At 59.4% G+C, this 20,532-nt stretch carries 21 protein-coding genes and 1 pseudogene; 9 read left to right on the top strand and 13 right to left on the bottom strand.

The genetic code is table 11. The features are described from left to right. Window positions 1-76: 76 nt before the first annotated feature. Entirely contained in the window at window positions 77-394 is a 318-nt protein-coding gene (locus Q7U29_RS22330; RefSeq protein ID WP_304744886.1) for a septum formation initiator family protein, read from the top strand. A 648-nt stretch (window positions 395-1,042) separates the two neighbouring features. On the opposite strand, the pseudogene Q7U29_RS22325 reads toward Q7U29_RS22330, so the two are convergent. From Q7U29_RS22325 to traA, 7 genes and pseudogenes are all read right to left on the bottom strand, one after another. After that, window positions 1,043-2,176, bottom strand: a pseudogene (locus Q7U29_RS22325) (recombinase family protein); the annotation flags it as partial. A gap of 14 nt (window positions 2,177-2,190) precedes the next feature. Beyond that, window positions 2,191-2,532 carry a hypothetical protein gene (locus Q7U29_RS22320; protein WP_304744882.1) on the bottom strand — a complete coding sequence of 114 codons (342 nt, stop codon included), beginning with the start codon at window positions 2,530-2,532 and terminating at the stop codon, window positions 2,191-2,193. 52 nt (window positions 2,533-2,584) lie between these two features. Then, window positions 2,585-2,893, bottom strand: a complete 309-nt coding sequence (locus Q7U29_RS22315) for a HigA family addiction module antitoxin (RefSeq protein WP_304744880.1) — start codon at window positions 2,891-2,893, stop codon at window positions 2,585-2,587. Between the two features lie 13 nt (window positions 2,894-2,906). Then, window positions 2,907-3,203, bottom strand: a complete 297-nt coding sequence (locus tag Q7U29_RS22310; protein ID WP_304744878.1) for a type II toxin-antitoxin system RelE/ParE family toxin — start codon at window positions 3,201-3,203, stop codon at window positions 2,907-2,909. Window positions 3,204-3,507: 304 nt separating this feature from the next. Further along, a complete protein-coding gene (locus Q7U29_RS22305) occupies window positions 3,508-3,723 on the bottom strand; it encodes a hypothetical protein (protein ID WP_304744876.1) in 216 nt (71 codons plus the stop codon). 164 nt (window positions 3,724-3,887) lie between these two features. Next, on the bottom strand, window positions 3,888-4,103 hold the full coding sequence (locus Q7U29_RS22300; protein WP_304744874.1) for an AlpA family transcriptional regulator: 216 nt from the start codon (window positions 4,101-4,103) through the stop codon (window positions 3,888-3,890). Between the two features lie 128 nt (window positions 4,104-4,231). After that, window positions 4,232-7,216, bottom strand: a complete 2,985-nt coding sequence (traA, locus tag Q7U29_RS22295; RefSeq protein WP_304744873.1) for a Ti-type conjugative transfer relaxase TraA — start codon at window positions 7,214-7,216, stop codon at window positions 4,232-4,234. Window positions 7,217-7,387: 171 nt separating this feature from the next. Here traA and Q7U29_RS22290 point away from each other — a divergent pair, with 171 nt between their 5' ends. Together Q7U29_RS22290 and Q7U29_RS22285 are read left to right on the top strand one after the other, a co-directional pair. Next, window positions 7,388-7,714 (top strand): conjugal transfer protein TraD, encoded by a 327-nt coding sequence (locus tag Q7U29_RS22290; RefSeq protein WP_304744884.1) that lies wholly within the window; start codon window positions 7,388-7,390, stop codon window positions 7,712-7,714. Window position 7,715: 1 nt separating this feature from the next. Next, a complete protein-coding gene (locus tag Q7U29_RS22285) occupies window positions 7,716-7,982 on the top strand; it encodes a conjugal transfer protein TraD (protein WP_304744871.1) in 267 nt (88 codons plus the stop codon). Window positions 7,983-8,166: 184 nt separating this feature from the next. Here the strand turns inward: Q7U29_RS22285 and Q7U29_RS22280 are convergent, their stop codons facing one another. Continuing rightward, the gene (locus tag Q7U29_RS22280) at window positions 8,167-8,613 is read right to left on the bottom strand and encodes a hypothetical protein (RefSeq protein ID WP_304744869.1); all 447 of its coding nucleotides are present in this window, start codon (window positions 8,611-8,613) and stop codon (window positions 8,167-8,169) included. Beyond that, window positions 8,610-8,960 carry a hypothetical protein gene (locus Q7U29_RS22275; RefSeq protein WP_304744868.1) on the bottom strand — a complete coding sequence of 117 codons (351 nt, stop codon included), beginning with the start codon at window positions 8,958-8,960 and terminating at the stop codon, window positions 8,610-8,612. The genes Q7U29_RS22280 and Q7U29_RS22275 overlap by 4 nt, the downstream gene beginning before the upstream one ends. Before the next feature lie 27 nt (window positions 8,961-8,987). On the opposite strand from Q7U29_RS22275, the gene Q7U29_RS22270 reads away from it, so the two are divergent. The 4 genes from Q7U29_RS22270 (at window position 8,988) to Q7U29_RS22255 (ending at window position 12,382) form a co-directional block, all read left to right on the top strand. Next, window positions 8,988-9,929 carry a hypothetical protein gene (locus Q7U29_RS22270; protein WP_304744866.1) on the top strand — a complete coding sequence of 314 codons (942 nt, stop codon included), beginning with the start codon at window positions 8,988-8,990 and terminating at the stop codon, window positions 9,927-9,929. 23 nt (window positions 9,930-9,952) lie between these two features. Then, entirely contained in the window at window positions 9,953-10,630 is a 678-nt protein-coding gene (locus tag Q7U29_RS22265; RefSeq protein WP_304744864.1) for a hypothetical protein, read from the top strand. A 446-nt stretch (window positions 10,631-11,076) separates the two neighbouring features. Continuing rightward, a complete protein-coding gene (locus Q7U29_RS22260) occupies window positions 11,077-11,685 on the top strand; it encodes a hypothetical protein (protein ID WP_304744863.1) in 609 nt (202 codons plus the stop codon). Window positions 11,686-11,785: 100 nt separating this feature from the next. Further along, on the top strand, window positions 11,786-12,382 hold the full coding sequence (locus Q7U29_RS22255) for a restriction endonuclease (RefSeq protein WP_304744861.1): 597 nt from the start codon (window positions 11,786-11,788) through the stop codon (window positions 12,380-12,382). A gap of 1,003 nt (window positions 12,383-13,385) precedes the next feature. Here the strand turns inward: Q7U29_RS22255 and Q7U29_RS22250 are convergent. The 4 genes from Q7U29_RS22250 to Q7U29_RS22235 form a co-directional block, all read right to left on the bottom strand. Next, window positions 13,386-14,222, bottom strand: a complete 837-nt coding sequence (locus Q7U29_RS22250; protein WP_304744859.1) for a hypothetical protein — start codon at window positions 14,220-14,222, stop codon at window positions 13,386-13,388. A 632-nt stretch (window positions 14,223-14,854) separates the two neighbouring features. Next, window positions 14,855-15,670 (bottom strand): hypothetical protein, encoded by an 816-nt coding sequence (locus Q7U29_RS22245; protein WP_304744857.1) that lies wholly within the window; start codon window positions 15,668-15,670, stop codon window positions 14,855-14,857. A gap of 477 nt (window positions 15,671-16,147) precedes the next feature. Further along, window positions 16,148-16,621 carry a hypothetical protein gene (locus Q7U29_RS22240; protein ID WP_304744855.1) on the bottom strand — a complete coding sequence of 158 codons (474 nt, stop codon included), beginning with the start codon at window positions 16,619-16,621 and terminating at the stop codon, window positions 16,148-16,150. Window positions 16,622-16,665: 44 nt separating this feature from the next. Next, the gene (locus tag Q7U29_RS22235; protein ID WP_304744853.1) at window positions 16,666-17,460 is read right to left on the bottom strand and encodes a hypothetical protein; all 795 of its coding nucleotides are present in this window, start codon (window positions 17,458-17,460) and stop codon (window positions 16,666-16,668) included. Between the two features lie 563 nt (window positions 17,461-18,023). On the opposite strand from Q7U29_RS22235, the gene pdhA reads away from it, so the two are divergent. Together pdhA and Q7U29_RS22225 are read left to right on the top strand one after the other, a co-directional pair. Next, entirely contained in the window at window positions 18,024-19,064 is a 1,041-nt protein-coding gene (pdhA, locus tag Q7U29_RS22230; RefSeq protein ID WP_304744851.1) for a pyruvate dehydrogenase (acetyl-transferring) E1 component subunit alpha, read from the top strand. 50 nt (window positions 19,065-19,114) lie between these two features. Further along, window positions 19,115-20,530 (top strand): pyruvate dehydrogenase complex E1 component subunit beta, encoded by a 1,416-nt coding sequence (locus Q7U29_RS22225; protein ID WP_304744849.1) that lies wholly within the window; start codon window positions 19,115-19,117, stop codon window positions 20,528-20,530. The last annotated feature ends 2 nt before the right edge of the window (window positions 20,531-20,532 follow it).

The following is a 20,532-nucleotide window of genomic DNA, read 5'->3' as shown; positions in this document are numbered from 1 at the left end:
GAACAAATAGGCCGGCGACGCGCTGGACGGCCCGGGTCTTAGGATGCTGTTAACCGGGCCGTCGCATCGTCGGGGCATGGTCTCGCGCTCCCGACTCAAATCCCTGCTCACCGGGCTTGCCCTCTATACGATGGCGGCGGCGATGGTCGGCTATTTCGGCGTCAACGCCTATACCGGCAAATACGGGCTGAACGCGCGGCAGGAACTCGACCAGGAGATCATCGCGCTGACCTCCGAACTGGCGCGGCTGAAACGCGAGCGCCTCGAAGGCGAGCAGCGGGTGTCGCTGCTCCGCTCCGACCGGGTCGACCCCGACATGCTGGACGAGCGCGCGCGCTATCAGCTCGATTACGTCAACCCGCGCGATCTGGTCAAAATCATCAAGCCGAAGTGACGCTCTGGTTTTTTCGTCATGGCCGGGCTTGTCCCGGCCATCCACGTCGTTCTTTGTTGTAGAGAAGCCAAGTCGTGGATGGCCGGGACAAGCCCCGGCTTTGACCGACGCCGACAATCGGGTTGAAGCGGTGTCAGGAGCGGGTTTGTAGCCTGGTTTTCCGGTGCGGTCGATCCAGTCTAGCATGGCGCCAAGTTCGCCTTGCAGGGTGACGGAGAGGTCGCGGCGTGTCGGGCCGGACGTGATGACGATCCGGTCGATGATCTCGCGGATGGCCTCGGCCGCCTCCGCCGCGTCGTCGGGATGGTGGAGCGCGGCGGTCAGGCGCTCCATCCTGCGGCGGTAGGCCTCGGCAATGCCGGGGTGCATGTCAGGAGCGTCCTGCGAGGCGTCCGACGTGCGGGCGGTAAGGCTGTCCTGCCTGGCCTCAAGCTCGGTGAGCCGCTCGGACAGGGCGCGGTGCCAGCCGCCTTGCTCGATGACGCGCACGATCTCAGCAATGGCCTTGGCAGTCTCGGCAAGCTCGCGGCGCGTGGCGTCGGCTGTATTGCGGCGCTCACGATTGAGCCGATTGGTTTCTTGCGTATAGGCGCGCATGGCTTCCGCCGCCATTTCCGGCGTCATCATGCGCTCGCGCAGGCCAGTCAGCACCCGGGCTTCCAGCGCCTCACGGGCGATGGTTCGGGCATTGTCGCAGCCGTTGCCCAATACATGGTTGGTGCAGGCGTAACGGTCCTGCCCGCGTCGGGCATAGGAGCCTCCGCAGCAGCCGCAGAACAACAAACCGGACAGCAGCGTGCGCGGACGGTGGGTGGCGTTCATTGCGCCGTTTCGGGCAAGACTGCGCTTCGTGCCCTCGCGCGATGCCTCGACCCGGTTCTTGTAGCGCGCCGTCAATTCGTCCTGCTGTGCCTTGGCGGCATCCCATAGTTCCTGCGGTACGATGCGAAGCTCGGGAGCCTCGGAGCGAATCCATTCGCTTTCAGGATTGAGCCTATACGCAAAATGGCCCGTGTCGGGGTTCTTGAGCTTTCGCTGTCTGTTCCAGCGGATGACGCCGACATAGAGTTCGCAATTCAGGATGCCGGAACTGATGATCCTGTTGCCCCTGATCGTGGTATCGTTCCAGCGCTTGCCGGTTGGACTCGGGATGCCGTCGCGGTTGAGGTCAGCGGCGATGCGCTGTGGCCCCTTGCCGGCGACATATTCGCGGAAGATGCGCCGCACGATCTCGGCCTGTTCCTCGATGATCGCGCGCTCGCCTCGGATCGGCTCGCCGCGTGCGTCCAGCGTCTTGACGACGCGATAGCCGTAGGCGTTGCCGCCGCCGATCTTGCCAGCCTCCACGCGGCCCCGGATGCCGCGATGGGTCTTGATGGCGAGGTCTTTGAGGAACAGCGCGTTCATCGTACCCTTGAGGCCAACATGAAGCTCGTTGATCTCGCCTTCCGACAGGGTGAAGATCGTCACGCCTGCGAAGCGGAGCCGCTTGAACACACCCGCCACGTCCTCCTGATCGCGGCTGATGCGGTCCAGCGCCTCGGACAGCACAATGTCGAAGTGGCCGGCCTGTGCGTCGGCAAGCAACGACTGAATGCCCGAACGGATGAGCGATGCGCCTGAGATGGCGCGATCGGAATAGCTCTCCACGACGGTCCAGCCCTCGCGGGCGGCACGCTCGCGACACTGGCGCAACTGGTCCTCAATGGAAGCGTCACGCTGATTGTCGGAAGAATAGCGGGCGTAAAGGGCAACGCGGGGCGTCGGATGGGCGGCAGTCATCGGGGACGATCCTTTCACTCGGTGTCGGCCCCGTCCTCCATTCCTTCGGAAGCAACAGGCCGGTTGTCGTTGGCGGCGACACGCGCCGCATAGTCCTCACGCGCCATGCGGCGGCCGATGATGCGGGCCAGCGTCAGCGCCACCCGGTCGATCTTACCCCAAGTCTCCGCGCTCGGCGTCTCAGCGTCCGGCTCGCCGTGCGGGCCGTTGTTGTCATTTGCCGGTTTGAATCGTTCTGGCTCGGTGTCGTCTTCCATGCCGTTGCCCGCACTGTTTTTCGAGACAAACAGGCATGAAGCGGCGGCGAAACCGGAATGAAAAGACCTGATTTCCCCTCGTCGCACGATCGGCGGCAAATACTTGCGAACGGCGGCATTTGCGTAGGTCGCTCCATACGCATCACCTCACTCACGCCGCGCGCTTCAACGGACGTGCGCGCTCGATTCGCTTGCGTTCCTTCGGCGTGTTCATCACCTCCCAAAGATCGCTGCGCCGCTGCACGTTGAGCCAGAAGTCGGCACTATTGCCGAAGACGCGGGCCAGGATCAAGGCCGTCGCGGCGGTCACGTTCCTGCGGTTGCCGCACAACTCGTTGACGTGCTTGCGCTGAACGCCCATCGCCTCGGCGAGCGCGCCCTGCGTCAGGCCCATCGGCTCCATGAACTCTTCAGTCAAGATCTCTCCGACCGTCGCCGGCTTGCGTTTGGTGGTCAGCATGGTTGCCTCGCTCTTATCGGTAGCTGTGATCGTCCAGATAAATCCCGTCCGCCTCGCCGCGCTCACCATCCCAGCGGAAAATCAGCCGCCATTGCTGATTGACACGGATCGAATGAAACCCCGCCAGATTGCCGCGCAGCTTCTCGAAGTGGTTGCTGGGCGGCACGCGCAAGTCCTGGTCTGTCACGGCGTCGTCGATCATCTGGAGTTTTCTGAACAACCGGGCTTCAAGATCGGGCGGGATGTTGCGGGAATGGGCATCGTCCACGAAGAAAGCCCGCAACCAGCCATCCCGAAAGCCGACGATCATTCCGTCACTCCAGCTAAGAGTATTTGTACCACCCTATAACTCATTTTTCAAGGATGATTTCCGCCCTTCGACAGCGCCGCCGCCTCTCTCCCTTTCGGAATGGGAGCGCGACCGTGCTCACAATCCGCCCTGGTCTGCTTGACAAGCCATCACCGGGGCGGCGGCATCCGGTCAATGCTGGCGCGGAGCGCCACCGCGAAGCGGCTCGGCATTGACGGGATGGCGGCGCTCCGGTTTCATATCCGCAAGCAGACGAGGCCGTGCCGCCGCTGCCGCCGGCAAGAAGGAAGTCCCTATCCGATTTTCACCCACGGCTAACCTTGCCGTTGACGAGATCGACGATGAAGCCATTGGCGAGACGCACGCCGATACTCACGTCGTCCAATCGGTAGTTATTGTTGTTGCCTCTGAGGCGGTAGCTTGTGTCCTCTACGACACGTACGTCGAACCATTGATTGGGTGCGGTCTGGCCCCAGTATTTGCTACGTCGCTTGATGCGCGCTACGAGCTGCTGGCCCATCGTGTCAGTCTCCGTTTGGTTGAAAACCGGATAGGCATGGAATAGCAATAGCGCTTCAAGCGGCTCCGATGCTGTAAGGGACCGAACGCGCGGGAGATGGGGCACATTGCCATCCTCGTCGTCATCGGCATGAGTGCCGGCCTTCCAGGAAGTACGTATCGGCCTCAACAGAACTCATCGACCTCGCTTTTCGGACGCCAGGATACCGGATCGGCGACCCAGCGGTTGATGTCGGATTCGCGCCAGCCAGCGCCGTTGGTGCTGATCCTGATCTGGGCGGGGAATGTCCCCTCAGTGATCTTGCGGTAGATGGTGGACCGGGACAGGCCGGTGCGGGCAAGGACGGTTTTGAGGCGGATGATACGGTCTGGCTCACGCATGGTTGCGCCGGCTCCTGCTGGCTCTTTCTGACTGCTGCTGATCCAGACAGAACAAGGAGCGAAGGGCGCGCAAGAGCGTTTTTCGCGTCGTCGTACCGTGGCGTGCAGGCGGCGGAAAATAGGCGGAGTTAAAGTCCGAGGCCCCGGCCCCTGCCAAGGTCGATGCCGTGGCTGAAGGCGAGCTCGAGGCCGAGCCGGCCGCCTGATTCGAACGCGATGCCGAGTTCCTGCTTGCGGTTGGCGAGGATCGATTCCAGTTGCGGATCGCGTTCGAGGCTTTTGGCCATGTCGCCCATCGCCGAGCGCGTGGCCTTGTAGTCGGACATATCGCCAGCCTGATATTGACGCTGGCTGGTGTGGTCGAGCTTCTGCCAGCGCTCCACGAAACGGTCGGCGCGGCGGCTCGGATTGGTCCGCAGCTCGGTTTCCAGTTGCAGGGCGCGGATCGCACGGGCGGTGCGGCCCGTGGCGGCTTCCGAAGCAAGGTCCGGGTTCTTCTTGTAAGCGGCCTCGGCATCGTGGGAACCATAGGGTCGCACGTCTTCGAAGGCTTTGCGGGCCTCCTGCAATTCCTTCACCTGCTCCGGGCCGGCCTTACCGCCCAGCTCCTGCGCTTCGAAGATCGTATCCACGGCGCGGGCATGACGGATGAGCGCCCGTGTGCGGACCTTGCGCAGCGCATCCTCCGGGGCTTCGGCAACCTCCCTCGCGGGCGCGGCGGTTTCGCGCCGCGCCTCTATCCCGGCGCTTCCCCTTTCCGGCTGCGGCACGCCATCTGAACCAGGCACACCGTCTGCGGGCGGCCGCAGACCATCGAACATGCCGCGCAGTTTTTCCGGTACGACTTTCCTGACAATTTCCGCGATGCGCTCGCGGAAATCGATGCCGCGCCGTTTGGCATAGTCCCGCGCAGGGTCAAGCTGTTCGTGGTCCGAGGCCATGTCCTTGGCCCGGTCGCGCGACAGGGTGCGGACGAGCCGGTCCTGACTGGCGAAGTCGTCGCGCCCATAATGCAGGTCCATGCCGTCGCGGTGCCGCGACAGCGCGACATAGCTGCCATGGGCGTCCATCCCCGGCGTCGCCAGCACATGGGTGCGGTCTACCGTCATGCCCTGTGCCTTGTGGATCGTCGCCGCATAGCCATGGTCGATACGGTTATAGTCCTTCAGATCGAAGCCGACGCTGCGTCCGTCATCGACGCGCACGGTCATGCTCTGTGCGCTGACTCGTTCGATGGTGCCGAGTGTGCCATTTTTCACGCTGAGACTACGTTCGTTTTGCAGGAACATGACGCGATCCCCGCTGGCGAAACCGCGCACGCCGCGTTCGACCGTCACACGCACGTCAGCGCCCAAATCGCCAGCTTCCCGCATCCGTTCCCGCGCACCTTCGTTCAAGGCGCGCACCTCGGCATTGGTGTGGGTGAGGATGATCCGACTCTGGTCGGGTGCCACCTGCCGATCGCGGTCCCAACGGTCGATCAGATCGTCGCGCGCCTGCTCGCGTGACGCCGCCTCATGTACCATGTCATGGGAGCGGTAGGCTTCAAGCGCATGGCCAGTTCTGCGATTGGCGAGATCGCGCGTGGCGTCGCGCTGCCAGTGCTCCCGTTGCCGGCGCACTTCGCCGATTTCGACGCCGCCATGACGCTCGTGGATCGAACGGAAGGCCGCGCCGGCTTCAATGGATTGCAACTGTTGCGGATCGCCGACCAGCACCACCTTTGCGCCGGCTTCTGCGACATGGGACAGCACGCGCTCCAACTGGCGTGTGCCGACCATGCCGGCCTCATCGATCACCAGAACATCTTGCGCCGTGAGCAGGTCGCGGCCCTGCTGCCAGGCATGTTCCATGCTGGCGATGGTGCGTGACGCGATGCCCGATCCGCCTTCCAGATTTTCAGCGGCGATGCCCGACAGCGCGACGCCCCGGACCTCGTAACCCGCGGCCTCCCAAGCCTCGCGTGCCACGCCCAGCATCGCGCTCTTTCCCGTCCCGGCATAGCCGACCACGATGCCAAGATCGCGCCTGTCCGTAACATGCGCCAGCGCATAGGCCTGCTCGCTGGACAGGACAAGACCGCGCTGTTCCGCTTGGGCCAAGGCGGTATCACGATCCCTGTCGTTCACCTCATGGCGTTCCCGCTCGGCCATGAGTTCAGCCGCGCGGTGCAGGCGCTGCTCGGCCTCGATCATGCTGCGCGTCGTGAAGCGATCTTCACCACGCCCGTCATTGCCGAGTTCGACCAGATCGGGCGCGTTCTGCATCGTACCCATGACCTCATTGAACTGATCGATGCCGTCGCTGTGCCGGTGCGCGAAGACAGCCATGTCGCGGCGCGTGAAGGTCGATTGCTGATGCGTGATCGCATCCAGTGCGACCGAAGGATCGGCGATGATGCGCTCGCCGTTGTTACGCGCGATCTCGCGGTGGAGTTCGGCGCGATCGGCGGCTTCGATCCCTTCGCCCTCGATCCGCTGTGCGGGCGCACCGATCCGGCTTTGCGGCTCCAGTACGATCCCCTGCGCTTGAAGGCTGCGATGGTCGATCCGGGCGTCGATGTCGAGTTCGGCCAGCCGCTCGTTTGCAATTTCGGCCCAGCGTTCGCGCCAACGCTCGACCATCTCGGTGCGGTTCCAGTCTCGGACCTTCGGACCGAAGCCGTTCTCGCCCACCGAACGCATCGTCAGCATGACATGGGCGTGGGGTTTGGGCATTCCGTCTTCGCCGACATCCCAATGCACATTGAGATCAGCGATCATGCCGCGGTCCACGAACTCCGACTGCGCGAAATCGCGGGCGAGCTCGATGCCCTGTGCCTGCGTTAGTTCGCGCGGGATGGCGAACTCCACCTCGCGGGCCAGTTGCGCATCCTTGCGAACCTCGAACGCCTCGACATCGTTCCAGAGCCGTTCGCGGTCACTCCATGCCTCCGGCGCATTTTCCGGCGGCAGCACCTCGGAATGGACGACGCCGCGCTTGGCGGTAAAGTCCTGGACGCGGCTCTGCCGCTCGTCATGCAACCTCGACCCCGAGCGGTAGGCGGCGGAAGCCACCGCGCTGGAGCCAGACTTGCGGCCAATGACCTTGACGTGAAGATGATAGATCGCCATCGCGATCAGATCATCTACACGGCGAAGCGCACGTCGGAACGACGTATAAGCGCGCCCTCCCTCGAAAAATTCTCGGGCGGGATTACACCGTCTCAAACCGTCCCGGCGACCTTACAGCATTATGCTAAGGGCTCAACTATCATCCCCTCATCAACATGGCTGGAGAACGTGATGCGCAAGCCGCGCGATTTCGACGGGGAACTGAAAGCGCTTCAGGACAAGGCGCGCGACCTCAAGAGCCGCAAGGTGCTTGGGCTCGGCGAACTGGTCATCGCAACCGGGGCAGATAGCCTCAGCGTCGATGAACTGGCCGGCGCGCTGATCATGCTGGCCGAGACGAAGGACAGCGGAAAGAGGGAGACCTGGGCCAGGCGCGGAGCCGCGTTCTTTCAGAGCCGGGCGCGGCGAACTGCACCGGCAGCTGAGCGCCACACTGGCGGCGCTCGGGCGCAACCGGGCGGCGCGCAACCGTCAACAGGCAGCAAGGGCGCGGCATGATATGCGCGCATGGCAAGTCGAGCGCCGCAAGCGCACGCGGCATCTCATTGAACTCGGCGGCCTCGTCGTCAAGGCTCGTGTCGTGGACCTGACCGGCGATGATCGCGCCATTATCCTCGGCGCGCTGCTCTGGATGGCCGACAAGCTGCAAAGCGATCAGAGCGAACAGGCGCGCGAGCTATGGGCCGAAAAGGGGAAGCAAGCGTTCGAGGCGGACCCGGCAACACACAAGGGGACAGATCGAACTGTTCCAGCAGTTCGTCCTTAAGACACGACAATGGCATGTCAGCCGAGCGACTGCGTGCCAACGACCGACGACACGGACGCTCCATGTTGATTTCACTGACTTTTTCCCGGTGTCAGCTTCCGGATATCCGCACGAATACCCTCAGAAAATTGGTGTAGCCAGGACGCAGTATGGAGAGCCAACTGGCAACCGGCCCGCACTCCTCCTATCGGGGATTGATCGTCTGCGTGAACGTATCAATCAGGTGGTCTACCGTCGAATCGGCAATGACCGACGCGTCGGGAACCGGCGTTGCCCGCTCCTGCGGGTATCGCGTGTAGTGGTTTCGATGTAGCTCGTTGAGCACGTGGATATCGGCTGCGACGCTCGGTTCGTCTTGAAGTCCGTATTGCAGCGCAAGGTCGTACCATCCTCGCAAATCATGGTTGGCTGGCTGTCGGCCGCGCGGCTTACCGGCGCTCTCTGAGTGCATGGCGAAAGCCTTCAACGCCAGCTCTATCGCATGCATCAGCAAGGCGTATTTCGGCCAGTACTGTTCACCATTGACGTAATCGACAAGTTCACCCGCAGCGCGTCTGAACATGCGCGCGCGATGCAAGTACTGCTGGACGTCATTTCCGGTTGGCCTGATGGAAAATATGGGAGGCTTCATGGAGCATTGAGCCAAGTGAGCACTTCATTCATCATCTGACGCTTCACGATGCGGCTGAGATAAGTTCGCCTGTGCTGATCGGTAATAGGGTTCGCTCCCATGACCTCGTACGTCATGTGGTCGTGGGTTGAAACGCGAAGCGTACGGCCATCCTGCCGAGTGAGGGTGAGCACATTTTCGCTCCGGCAAATGTTGACCTGAAGCGCCTTTTGGCCAACGTAGTCCTGCAATTCGCCTGCTAGCTCACAGGCATGATCGACGCATGCGTTCTCAATCTCGGCATTCTGGACCAATTGCCAATGCTGCTCGGCTGCCCGCTCTTGTTCTCGCTCTGCGAAACTATTCACCGGATTCGCTCCAAGTTGGGGCAGTATATGACAATCGCGCCCCAGCAGAAAGGCTCGGCCGAAAAGATGGGTGTCGAGAGACCGTCTCGGATTTCGTTTCCCGACCTGATGGAGACTGCGCGGACATTCCCCGATGAAATTCGGGCAGACGCGAACCGGCAGACCTTCACGCTGGCTGCGAGTATTATTCGGCACTTCCTCGGCCAGCCCTGGTACCAGGATCATATCGTCCAAGATGCTGAGAATTCATATCCGCCAGGGTTCCTACGGCTCGACTTCAGCTCCGACTTTGAGCGCGAACGCAAAACAGCCCGCTTCCTCGATTTCGCCGAGATGCTGTTCAACCTCCAGCATATCGAAGGCTTCGACGACCGCATTGACCAGATGCGTGCCGGGCAGATCGAGGCGACGTTTGCAGAATTCGACTTCGGGCGGTTTTTGTATCTGCACGATATTGCGTTCCGGTTCGTCGAAGCGACGGGCGTCAGGGGCAAGGATTATGATTGCGCCATTAAGTACGCCGATGGCCGTGAAGCCTGTGCCGACGCCAAGTGCCGGCTCGAAGAAACCGAAATGCGTGCAGAAACCGTCCGCAATTCGCTAAACAAAGCGCGTACCAACAACCTGCCGTCAGACGCGCCCGGAATCGTGTTCGTGAAAGTGCCGCAGGCGTGGCTGGAGCAACAGGAAGTTCGTCTCGGCATACGCGATGTGGTCAAGAGTTTTCTCCACAACACCGAGCGTATTGTCTCAGTCGTCGTCTATGCGACGCACATGATGGCGGTAGCCGAAAACACGATGATTCTGATGCGTCACCGCTTTGAGGAATATCCGAACCTCAAACACCGATTTGACATGTCAAAGAGCTGGACACTGTTCAAGGATTACAAGGTGCCCGACGAATGGGGCGGTATGCATCCGAAGTGGGTGCGTATATTCTCCCAAGGCTTCGTCATGCGCGACAAGTAGCGATATCGATCAGGACATGGGATATGACCGGAGACGAGCTTAAACAGCGGAATATTGCTGTGATGGGTGATGACCTCGGAAAGCAATATACTGCGTTATTTCAGGAATTCACCGCGCTGTATTTGTACTGGAAGGAATTCCTCGAACTCTTCGGGACCAATGACAAGCGTATCGACCGCTTGAACAAAGCTGCACCCGGCTTTTTCCAGATGCTGCAAGAGCAGCAATTCGAGACGAACGTACTTCACCTGGCTCGGCTGACAGACTCGCCCGAGACGGGCAAAAAACTGAATCTTACAGTTTGCAACCTGCCCAACTTGGTCGCTGATGAATATCTGAAGAAGCAACTGTCTGCTCTTGTAGAGGACGTTAGACAGAAGACTGAGTTTTGCAGAGATTGGCGGAACAGACGCTTTGCGCACCGCGACTTGATGCTAGCGATGCAAGACGGAGGAGCGAAGCCCCTGCCGGCGGCGACGAAAGAAAAGTTCTTTGAAGCCATGCAAGCCGTGTCCGATCTGCTGAACCTAATGGAGCGGTTTTATTTCAAGGGCGGTTGTAGCTTTGCGGATGTCGCCCCACACAACGGAGCAGCAACGCTGCTGTTCATGTTGGGGTTCGGTGTCATGGGGCGCGAACGGATGCAGGAGAAGATCGCTAAAGGCGATTTCACGTCGCTCGATAGACCGGAAAGCATTTAGCGGCACGTCAAACCGTTTTGCGACGTATCACTGACCCCTCCCGGTGCCGGACTTAAGTGCTGAGTATCAGGGAGCACCAGACCAGCACCACCCAGCACCGACAGCACCCGCGAGCACCGCAATCGCGGGTTAAGCCATTGGAACCTCGCCATTTTAAAAATGACCCTGCGTCTACTCGAAATAACGGTTGACTGAGTAGGCAGCAACTGGGAACCTTACAGAGCAAGCTCCCCGGTCGCTTGGGGGGCGACCAGAAATATCTAACGCATTGAAATCGCTGTTGTTTCCACCTAGATTAAGAACTGTTGCTGGTTTCCGCCCTCCCGGCGTCCAAACCCGGAGGGACGGAAACCTACCCTGGCGGGGGTGTCAGCGACAAAGGGCCGGGAATCGGCTGGGTCTCCAAAACCCAGCGCGACCCGGTCCGCACCGTATCGGAGAGAGATATGACCATATTTCCAGGCTTTATTGTGAAAAAACCGCGCAAGAAGATCGCGCAGCGGCAACTCGAACTGCGAACGAAGCTATGGCCCGACGTAGGGCCGGAATGGCTTTGGGACCGGCACGTCAATGATGGCTTCACCACCCTGCCAAGGTGCATGCCGATCATCCTGAGCATTATGGACGACTTGGCAAAGGGCCAGCCCGTTTCCATGACGTATCTAGAGCTGTGGTGCCGATCGTTCGACGAGACGTTCGTCGTGCTGTCCAAACCGCAGGCGACCGCGTTCAACGCCGGATTTTCCGGGCAGCGCGCGGAACGCACATGGCGTACGCGACTAAAGTTGCTCGAAGAGCTGCGCTTCATTCTGCTGAAGGGCGGCTCGTCGGGACCGACAAGCTATGCGCTGATCCTGAACCCGTACAAGATCATCGAATATCACCACCAATCAAAGAGCGATGGTCTGCGCGAGGACAAGTGGAACGCTCTGATCGAGCGGATGTCGGAGGTCGGCGACGAGAGCCTGACACCTCCGCCAGCCGCGCCGGCGGCTCCCGCTGCCGCCGAAACTGCGCCTGCGGCAACTGCGCCAACTCCTGCGACGACAGGCTAACTGAAACATCTGATGGAGGCGCTCCGTCAGATGTTTTCGTGGACCGGCTGGGAGTAGTTCTGATTACGGTGACAATGCACCAATATTGAAAGGCTATCCCATGCTGGGATTTGGCGCGATCGGCGAAGCTCCGCTCGGGGCACTACCAGACAGATTGGTTGAGCAAATCCGCAACGGCAGCAACGTCGCCACGTTGACGGTTTCCGGCCTGATTGTTCCAGAGAAGCAGGGTTCAGAAGGCATCCTTGTGAAATCGTACGGAGCGTTGTGGCTCGAAATCGCACAGCAGCTCGGAACGGATTGGTCAAAAGCATTTCAGCTCTCCCCTCGCCAATGGGAAGAGATGCTGGCGGGCGCGTTCGCAAAAGAAGGCTACCAAGTTACTCTGACGCCATCATCCGGTGACCGGGGGCGCGATGTCATTGCTGTGAGGGATGGTGTCGGCAGCATGCGCATTCTAAGCTCTATGAAACGATATGCTCCCGACAATCTCGTGACGCGGGCGCATGTCCATGAGATGTTCGGCGTAGTCAGCGCCGATCTGGGCGCAACCAAAGGCATCATTGCGACGACATCAGACTTCGCGCCACAGCTTCTCACTGACCCAGGACTCGCGAAGGCAATTCCGTACAGGCTTCAACTCCTGAACGGCGGAGAGCTTCAGGGCTGGTTGAAGGAGCTTGCGAGAACGCCCTAACGTTCGGGCTGCCAACGACGCCAAGAAGTGATTCATGGAAAATAGTGCGCCACGGTCGACGAAGATGGGCACTACGTGTTCGCCGTGGCGCTATGATATGGAGCCCAGACGCAAGCTGAAGCGCAAGAACACGCGACCACTTGCGATCTTGTGCTACGCCTCACAGATTGTGGTTCTCAAGCGCACGAGAAGCCGGCAGGGGTATTCACGCAGACGCCCTTGGTCGGGCCGCGCCAGCGCCTATAGGGCTTGGCCTTGAGGCGGTTGGATCGGCGTGGCTTTCGTTTTTGGGATAGTGGAAGGAAACGCCAGGGATCAGCGCGTCCTGGGCAATCGCCCCTGCTCGTCAAGCATCGATGCATCGACGAGCTCGTAAGTGTCCTCTATAAACTCGACGGTGCAGCTTCCGACGCCGTGTATGCGGCGCTTGTGTGGAAATACGAACATTTCTCCATTTTCCGAATTCCGTCTTTTGCAAGCGGCGACGACAACCATATTCTTAGCGTTCAACATGCTTTTTCGATCCTAAGGTTTTTTATTACAATGCAGAAATCACCTCAAAAACTTCGTGGTGATTCGAATCCAAGCTACACGCAGTGTTCGGGAAAAGTTGCGGCGTAACAGGATCTGCCTGGAAAAGCTTCTCTACGGTCTGCTCTCTTGCGTGGCTGGATTGGACGGCATGTGGAAGCCGTCCCTTGAAAGACCGGCCAACAATTTTACTGTCTCGCTACCCAGAAACGGGGCAGATGCGAAGCATTCGATCGTTCTGAAGTGAGGCCATCCTTCTGGCGGGGGAAATGCGTCTGGATCGATGGTGTAACCAAACGCTAGGTTTTGGCGATAAACATGCACTTTGATCATAAAATATCCCTTTTGTTGAAAACGGCTATTCCGTCAGAAAATGCGCTGACTCCCCGAAATTATTCTCAGAACGCGGCAGAAAAAAGGATGGGGCGCCTTCCTCACTTAAGGCATTTGGACATACTGGCAATCTCGCCGCTCATTGCTTCATCAGCCAAGCCACAAGGCCGATCACGATCAGAGCTCCGGCAGTTATCCATCCTCGAATCCCAATGTCGGAGGAAGAATTGCTTAGAATGGGTGAGGTGAGGCCAGACGTGAGATAATTTGCGAGCGCTCCTGCAGCAGTTACCGACTTGTTTTTCGGCAGATTCGCCTCTGCTCGGATGCTCTCAGCTTTCTTCGAAGCGAGATCATACGTTGGCTGAATACTCAGCCAAATGGGCCAGCTGTTGCCACTACGGTGTACTCCCACTTTGTACCCGCCCAATATCATCGGCAGATATTTGTTCGGCAAGTCTCCGCGGAAATCGACGACGACCTCATCCGCTGTCCTTAAAATCTCTGCTCGTCTCTCGTCATTTGCAGCGAGCGCCAGCGACAGACATTGCACCACGGTCTCATCCACAAAATTATGAAAGAAGCCAATCTCGCCATCGATGAACTTCGACCAATCCTCTTGAGACCAGTCTGGCATGAGATAGCGAGGCAATCGCACGGGTATAGTGATAATGCCGTGGTCCTGAGACGCGTCGACGCCCAGGCTCAGTTCCCGGCGGTGCTCACCGGCTCCAAGCGGAGCCGGGCGCATGGTTTCGCGCACGGTATCTTCAAAGAACTTCGACAAATCCTCTTCGGACGACTCTGGCGTTGGATGCCGAGGCCAGAGTGGTCCAAGCGGAGCCGGGCTCACGGTCCTCGAACTCGTTTCATGGCCGGCGGCCTCAAAACGCGCCACGAGTCCTTTGCCATTCGGGACAAAGCGGACCTTGGAAACGCACTCGTCCAAGTTCTGATCCGTCGAAATCAGGGCCATTACGCTCCCCCATTGCCCGTCGGACTATATCGTCTGAGCGAGCTGCAATTTCTTAGTACAGGTCGTCGCTGCTAAGCTCATCTGGTTCTGTCCTGTCCGGGAAACGTAGCCGATAGGCCTCCCGTCGATTCACAAACCTGTTGGTTGATGTGACGAATCCCTGGTCTTCGCCATTCGGCTGCTCACCCTGGTACCCGTCCATCGCTTGAAGTGCACGGATAGCATCATTGTGCCGGTGGCCCTTAACGACCTTTCCGTTGGAGGCACGAACAGCAGCACAAATAATTATTTCAGGCGGATTGGCACTTGAATTCATGGCAAGCCTTTCTTCGTTGCATCCAATACGGATGCTCCTCGCATGACAAGCCCCGATGAGCGGTGTTTGGTCTGCGCGCTATAGCCATCATGATGACACCGCTCTCGACGGACATGAGGTTGAACCATTCCAATCCCCAGTAACCCAAACGGCCCAGTATCGGATAAGCCTCAAGGGCTCTGTCAACAATGCTCGTGGCCGTGCAGACCTGAGTGGGACGAACCCCGCCATGCTCCTCCGCGTAGCGGTCTGAGAACTCCTTCGGCCACGCACTGCATCGCTTGCCTGCACCACAGTTACGGAGCCGGTCACCACTTTACCTGAACCAAGTGATAATTCTTTCGCGAAAACCTTGAGAGACTTGCTTCGAAAGAAAATCATTCAGCCGTTGGGGATCAGGTTCGTGCCGCGTCGCATCAACGAGCTCCTGCCATGTCTGGTAGTCACTCGGATTTTCCGCAGCGATTACACCAACCCCAACGCGCTTCGCTTCCAAGCAGATTTCGTCCACTATTTCTTGAAGAGAGGTTTGGTGAGCAGCCGGTACGTGGAGAAGTGCATAAGCGCGGGTTGCCGCGCGGCGGTGGGCCAGAGCCTCATAGACGACGGTTACATCAAGACTATCATACGGCTTTATCTCAAATGTAATTATGTCAAAATGCCTTCCGGGAACGTACGGATACGTCTTGTAGCTAGCGACAGTGATGTCAGGACGGGTCCATTTACCATCCGGCCGCCTCCCTCCCTGCGCCGTTATTTCAACCAGCACTGGATCAAGTCCGTTGTCCAATGACCAATCAGCTTTGATGACGTTGAACATTGGTTCATACAAATCGCGCTCCGATTGCGGCGTACCATTTTCTAATGCTACCGGACGAGACTGAAGCGGCACGATTGGCGCAGATCGCACGCGCCGCACACTTCCTCCCTTCCCCTTTCCAAGGTCGAGTTGCCCTTGTTCTATCAGCCGATTGCGTATCGCGAAGTAACGGTCCTTGGCCCACGATTGGTCGTTTATACTGAGTTGGCGGAGCAATGCAGTGTTTCCGATTGTTGCCTCGGACGGGACAAGCTGCATCAGTATCGTTTCGTACTTCGCAATTTCTTCTTTCGAAAGCCCGGTTAACGGCATGATCTTGCCTCCGATTTCGATGGAGCCTCATTCATCGCGAGGCGTGAATCCGCGCGCCCCAATTCATCGGCGACGGTGCACCGGGCAATCTTCCGACAATTGGCTTCAGGGATTTGCATAGGACTTGTCCTCCAAGTCCTAACTCATCTCTACGGATGATTTGGGCTTGTCAAGACCAGAGAGATCCTCCAATGCTCGAACCTCGGCCCTCATCACCGCAAGGGCGAGCTTCCGGCAGTCAGGAAAGCTCGGGTCAAGATTGATGCGAAAGAGCTGCAGAAACTCTTTCAACTCGTATCGGATGGGCAATACTCGTTCGCCGTGGCGCTATGATGCAGAAGCCTTGGTTGCGATCCAACCGGTGAATCTGCGATGGCCTGCGATTTCACGCTATGCCCTGTTGGCGAAAATCTTCCCGATTTCGAAGCATGGTCCCGCCCCCTTCGAGGCTTGGTCGACATCGGGGTTGTCGCCTGCTCATGCATACTCTTTGTGCTGTTGTAGAAGTTTCTTCTGTTCTTTTTCCAGCAAATCAACATGCTCAATAGTCACTGCATCCAAATGGTACTTCTTCCGAAGGGCCTGAGCGAGCCCCCAAGCTTTTACGCCAGCGAAAATGGTCTCAGCAGCGGAAGCGACTTTATTGCCCTCACGCATGCCCTGAAATTGGCACGACATTCCGGCCGATGTGATCTCGTTTGGGAACGACAGAACTTGTCCGGCAAGCTTGGGATCGAGAGACTTCCAGTCCGAATCTTGCGGATAAGAAGCAAGCATTGGCAGGCTATAGTTGAGTTCGACTGTGCCTTCGGTGAGATCGGCATGATCGTGTAATGCCCTGTAAACACGTTTAACGACGAATTCGTCAAGAATTACGGCGAGTCGCATGGCCATGTAAGCGGCCTGCAATTTCCCGTCGCGCCTGTCACGATAGATGGCCAGTAATCTCAAGCGTGCGCCTCGCTTCTTCCCTCCGCCAACCTGAACGCGTGCGCTCAATAGCAATTTGTCACCCGCGAATTGTAGGGGCCGGTCGTTGTGCAATTGACGGGGTGCGGCGGCCGATTGGCTGCTTGGAACGCCGCTAAGCCCTGTAACATTGCGCCATTGCCCTGGGCGGCTGCTGCTTGAGCCTGTGTTTGCGCTATCTGCGTATTGGCAACTGCAAGCCCGCGTCGCTGCTCCTCGGCAGCTATTCGCGTCTGAAGCTCGGCCAGCTGAAAATTGTACTCGGCGACGGTTATCTGGCCCTTGTCGACTTTTTCCGCGCCGACAAGGCGTGCCGCTTCGTACAAATCTACCAGATCCATGTACGGATAGTTGCGCTCTCTGCGAGCTGCCACGACCCTTTGGGTCGAGCACTCAACAGATGCCTTATAGCCGCGGATTTCCTTTTTTAACCGCTTCTCGTTGCACTCCGCCATTATTGAATCGATTTTCGTTGGGTCAACGCATGTGAATTGAACCTCAGCCCTCGGAAAATCCCCGGGCCCAGAGGATTGCCTCGCGTCCTTGATGTTGATCATTACCGCGGATTGGCGCTGATTTGCGCAATACTGATTTGCTTCGTTGATCGCCTCGGGCCGAAGCTCACTGTAGTTGCTAAACCCGCTCGCCGCTTGCCGGGAAACCGTGAACGTATTTTGTCCGGTTTGAACGACACCAGAGTTAATGGCGCAACCGCCCATAATCAGCAGAGCGAGTACCGGGGATGCACCCTGACGAAAGCATTTTTGGGCTCTGCGACGAGGCGCCGCGAACCGCTCAAGGGTCGGTTGGTCGATTTTCATGTGACGCCCCGGAAGAATAGCAGCCGGGGTGATTTTAGCGCCCTATCGGGCTATCGCGCCAGTGCCACAGCACGGACAAACGCCCTCGTAGAGCGGCGCGCCCGAAGAGATTCGAACTCCTTTGTTATGAATCGACGGCCCGCTCCTTTCGGCGAGAACGCGACGAAGTGGCTTCTCTGGGCATTCGCCGTGAGGAGCAGGCCTCCGCACTTCACTCTGAATGCATGAGGAGGGCTGCATGCGGCTGGACCAGCTCCATCGTCCTTATTCCCCAAGATTCGCCCGGCGGTTAGACCGGGGACGGCGAACGAGCTATAACCAAGTGGTTGCGGCGACAGCCTCTAAATCTCCACGGTCAACAAGTGTCGGTTTCGGTCAAAACGTGCCCGGGCATGACGAGCTTGATGATAACAACCGCAAATTTCAAAAAACCACAAAATCGATTTCGAAAATGTCGTTGGTTGCAGTGCGGCATAGCCAAATTTTGCTGCGACCACGCAATCCTTTCATGGCGGTTTGAGTTGGGATAGAGAGGGCTATTCGTTCTCTCATCCGGAAGTGCCATGGCCGCAGCGAAAAAAAGCGTCACGAAGGAAACGGGACAGGAAAAAGGGCAGGACAAAGCGAGCGGCGCCGGCAGTCCTCCTGATTTCACCAGGGAACAGGAACTGCGCGCATTGCGCGACATGCTGCTGATCCGCCGCTTCGAGGAAAAGGCCGGCCAGCTCTACGGCATGGGTGCGATCGGCGGTTTCTGCCATCTCTATATCGGCCAGGAAGCCATCGTGGTCGGGATGCAGATGGCCCTGAAGCAGGGCGACCAGGTCATAACCGGGTACCGCGACCACGGCCACATGCTGGCCTGCGGCATGGAAGCCAACGGCGTGATGGCCGAACTGACCGGGCGCCAGGGCGGCTATTCCAAGGGCAAGGGCGGCTCCATGCACATGTTCAGCAAGGAGAAGAATTTCTTCGGCGGACACGGCATCGTCGGCGCCCAGGTGTCGCTGGGCACCGGGCTGGCCTTCGCCAACCGCTACCGCGGCAATGATTTTGTCAGCCTGGCCTATTTCGGCGACGGCGCCTCCAACCAGGGCCAGGTCTACGAGAGCTTCAACATGGCGGAGCTGTGGAAGCTGCCCGTCATCTACATCATCGAGAACAACCGCTACGCCATGGGCACCTCGGTGACGCGCGCCTCGGCGCAAACCGATTTTTCCAAGCGCGGCATCTCCTTCAACATTCCCGGCGAACAGATCGACGGCATGGATGTCCGCGCGGTGAAGGCCGCCGGCGACCGCGCGGTGGCCTGGTGCCGCGCCGGCAAGGGGCCGTTCATCCTGGAAATGCAGACCTACCGCTACCGCGGCCATTCGATGTCGGATCCGGCGAAGTATCGCACCCGCGAGGAAGTCGACAAGGTCCGCCACGACCAGGATCCGATCGAGCAGGTGCGCAACCGCCTGCTGGCGGCCAAGGTCAGCGAACAGGAACTGAAGGCGATCGACGCCGAGGTGCGCGAGATCGTCAACGCATCGGCCGACTTCGCGCAACGCGATCCCGAGCCTGATGCGTCCGAACTTTATACCGATATCTACCGCTGAGCCTGAGCCGCGCGCCTTCCAGCCTGACGAGTGAATTTTTCGGAGCTACCATGCCAATTCAAGTGCTGATGCCCGCGCTGTCGCCGACCATGGAGAAGGGCAACCTTTCGAAATGGCTGAAGAAGGAGGGCGAAGCGATCAAGTCGGGCGATGTCATCGCCGAGATCGAAACCGACAAGGCGACGATGGAAGTCGAGGCCACCGATGAGGGCACCCTCGGCAAGATCCTGATTCCAGAGGGCACCGCCGACGTCGCGGTCAACACCCCGATCGCCACCATCCTGTCGGACGGCGAAAGTGCCGATGATTTGGGCAAGGCTCCGGCCGCTCCGAAGGCGGCTGCCGTCGCGCCTGACGTCGCGCAGGAAGTCGCGGAATCACGCTCACCGGTGGGCGAAGGCAAGCCGATGATCTCGGCGCCGGCAGCACCTGGCGCTCCGAAAGCCGCCGCCGAACCCGATCCCGAGGTGCCCGAAGGCACCGAGATGGTCACCATGACCATCCGCGAGGCGCTGCGCGACGCCATGGCCGAGGAAATGCGTCGGGACCCTGATGTGTTCGTGATGGGCGAGGAGGTCGCCGAATATCAGGGCGCCTACAAGGTCACGCAGGGCCTGCTGCAGGAATTCGGCGCCAAGCGCGTGATCGATACGCCGATCACCGAGCACGGCTTTGCCGGCATCGGCGTTGGTGCGGCGATGGCGGGGCTGAAGCCGATCGTCGAATTCATGACCTTCAACTTCGCCATGCAGGCGATGGACCAGATCATCAATTCCGCGGCCAAGACGTTGTACATGTCGGGCGGACAGATGGGCGCTTCGATCGTGTTCCGCGGACCGAACGGCGCCGCAGCGAGGGTCGGCGCCCAGCACAGCCAGGATTACTCGGCCTGGTACTCGCAGGTCCCGGGCCTCAAGGTGATCGCGCCATATTCGGCGGCCGACTACAAGGGCCTGCTGAAGGCAGCGATCCGCGATCCCAATCCGGTGATCTTCCTCGAAAACGAAATGCTGTACGGCCATTCCGGCGAGGTGCCGAAGCTCGATGATTACGTGATCCCGATCGGCAAGGCGCGGATTGTGCGGTCAGGCGCTCACGTCACCATCGTGTCGTGGTCGAACGGCATGACCTACGCGCTGAAAGCCGCCGACGAACTGGCGAAGGAAGGCATCGAGGCCGAGGTGATCGACCTGCGCACGCTGCGCCCGATGGACACCGATACCATCGTCGCCTCCGTGAAGAAGACCGGCCGTGCCGTGACGGTGGAGGAAGGCTGGCAGCAGAACGGCGTCGGCGCCGAAATCGCGACGCGGATCATGGAGCACGCCTTCGATTATCTCGATGCGCCGGTGGGAAGGGTGTCGGGCAAGGACGTGCCGATGCCGTATGCGGCTAATCTTGAAAAGCTGGCGTTGCCTTCGGTGGCCGAAGTGGTCGCCGCCGCCAAAGCCGTTTGTTATCGGTGAGC

The organism is Bradyrhizobium sp. (assembly GCF_030654605.1).
Classification (GTDB): Bacteria; Pseudomonadota; Alphaproteobacteria; order Rhizobiales; family Xanthobacteraceae; genus Bradyrhizobium.
Note: the sequence above shows the minus strand (reverse complement) of the source record. Positions and strands in the feature narration are given on the sequence as shown.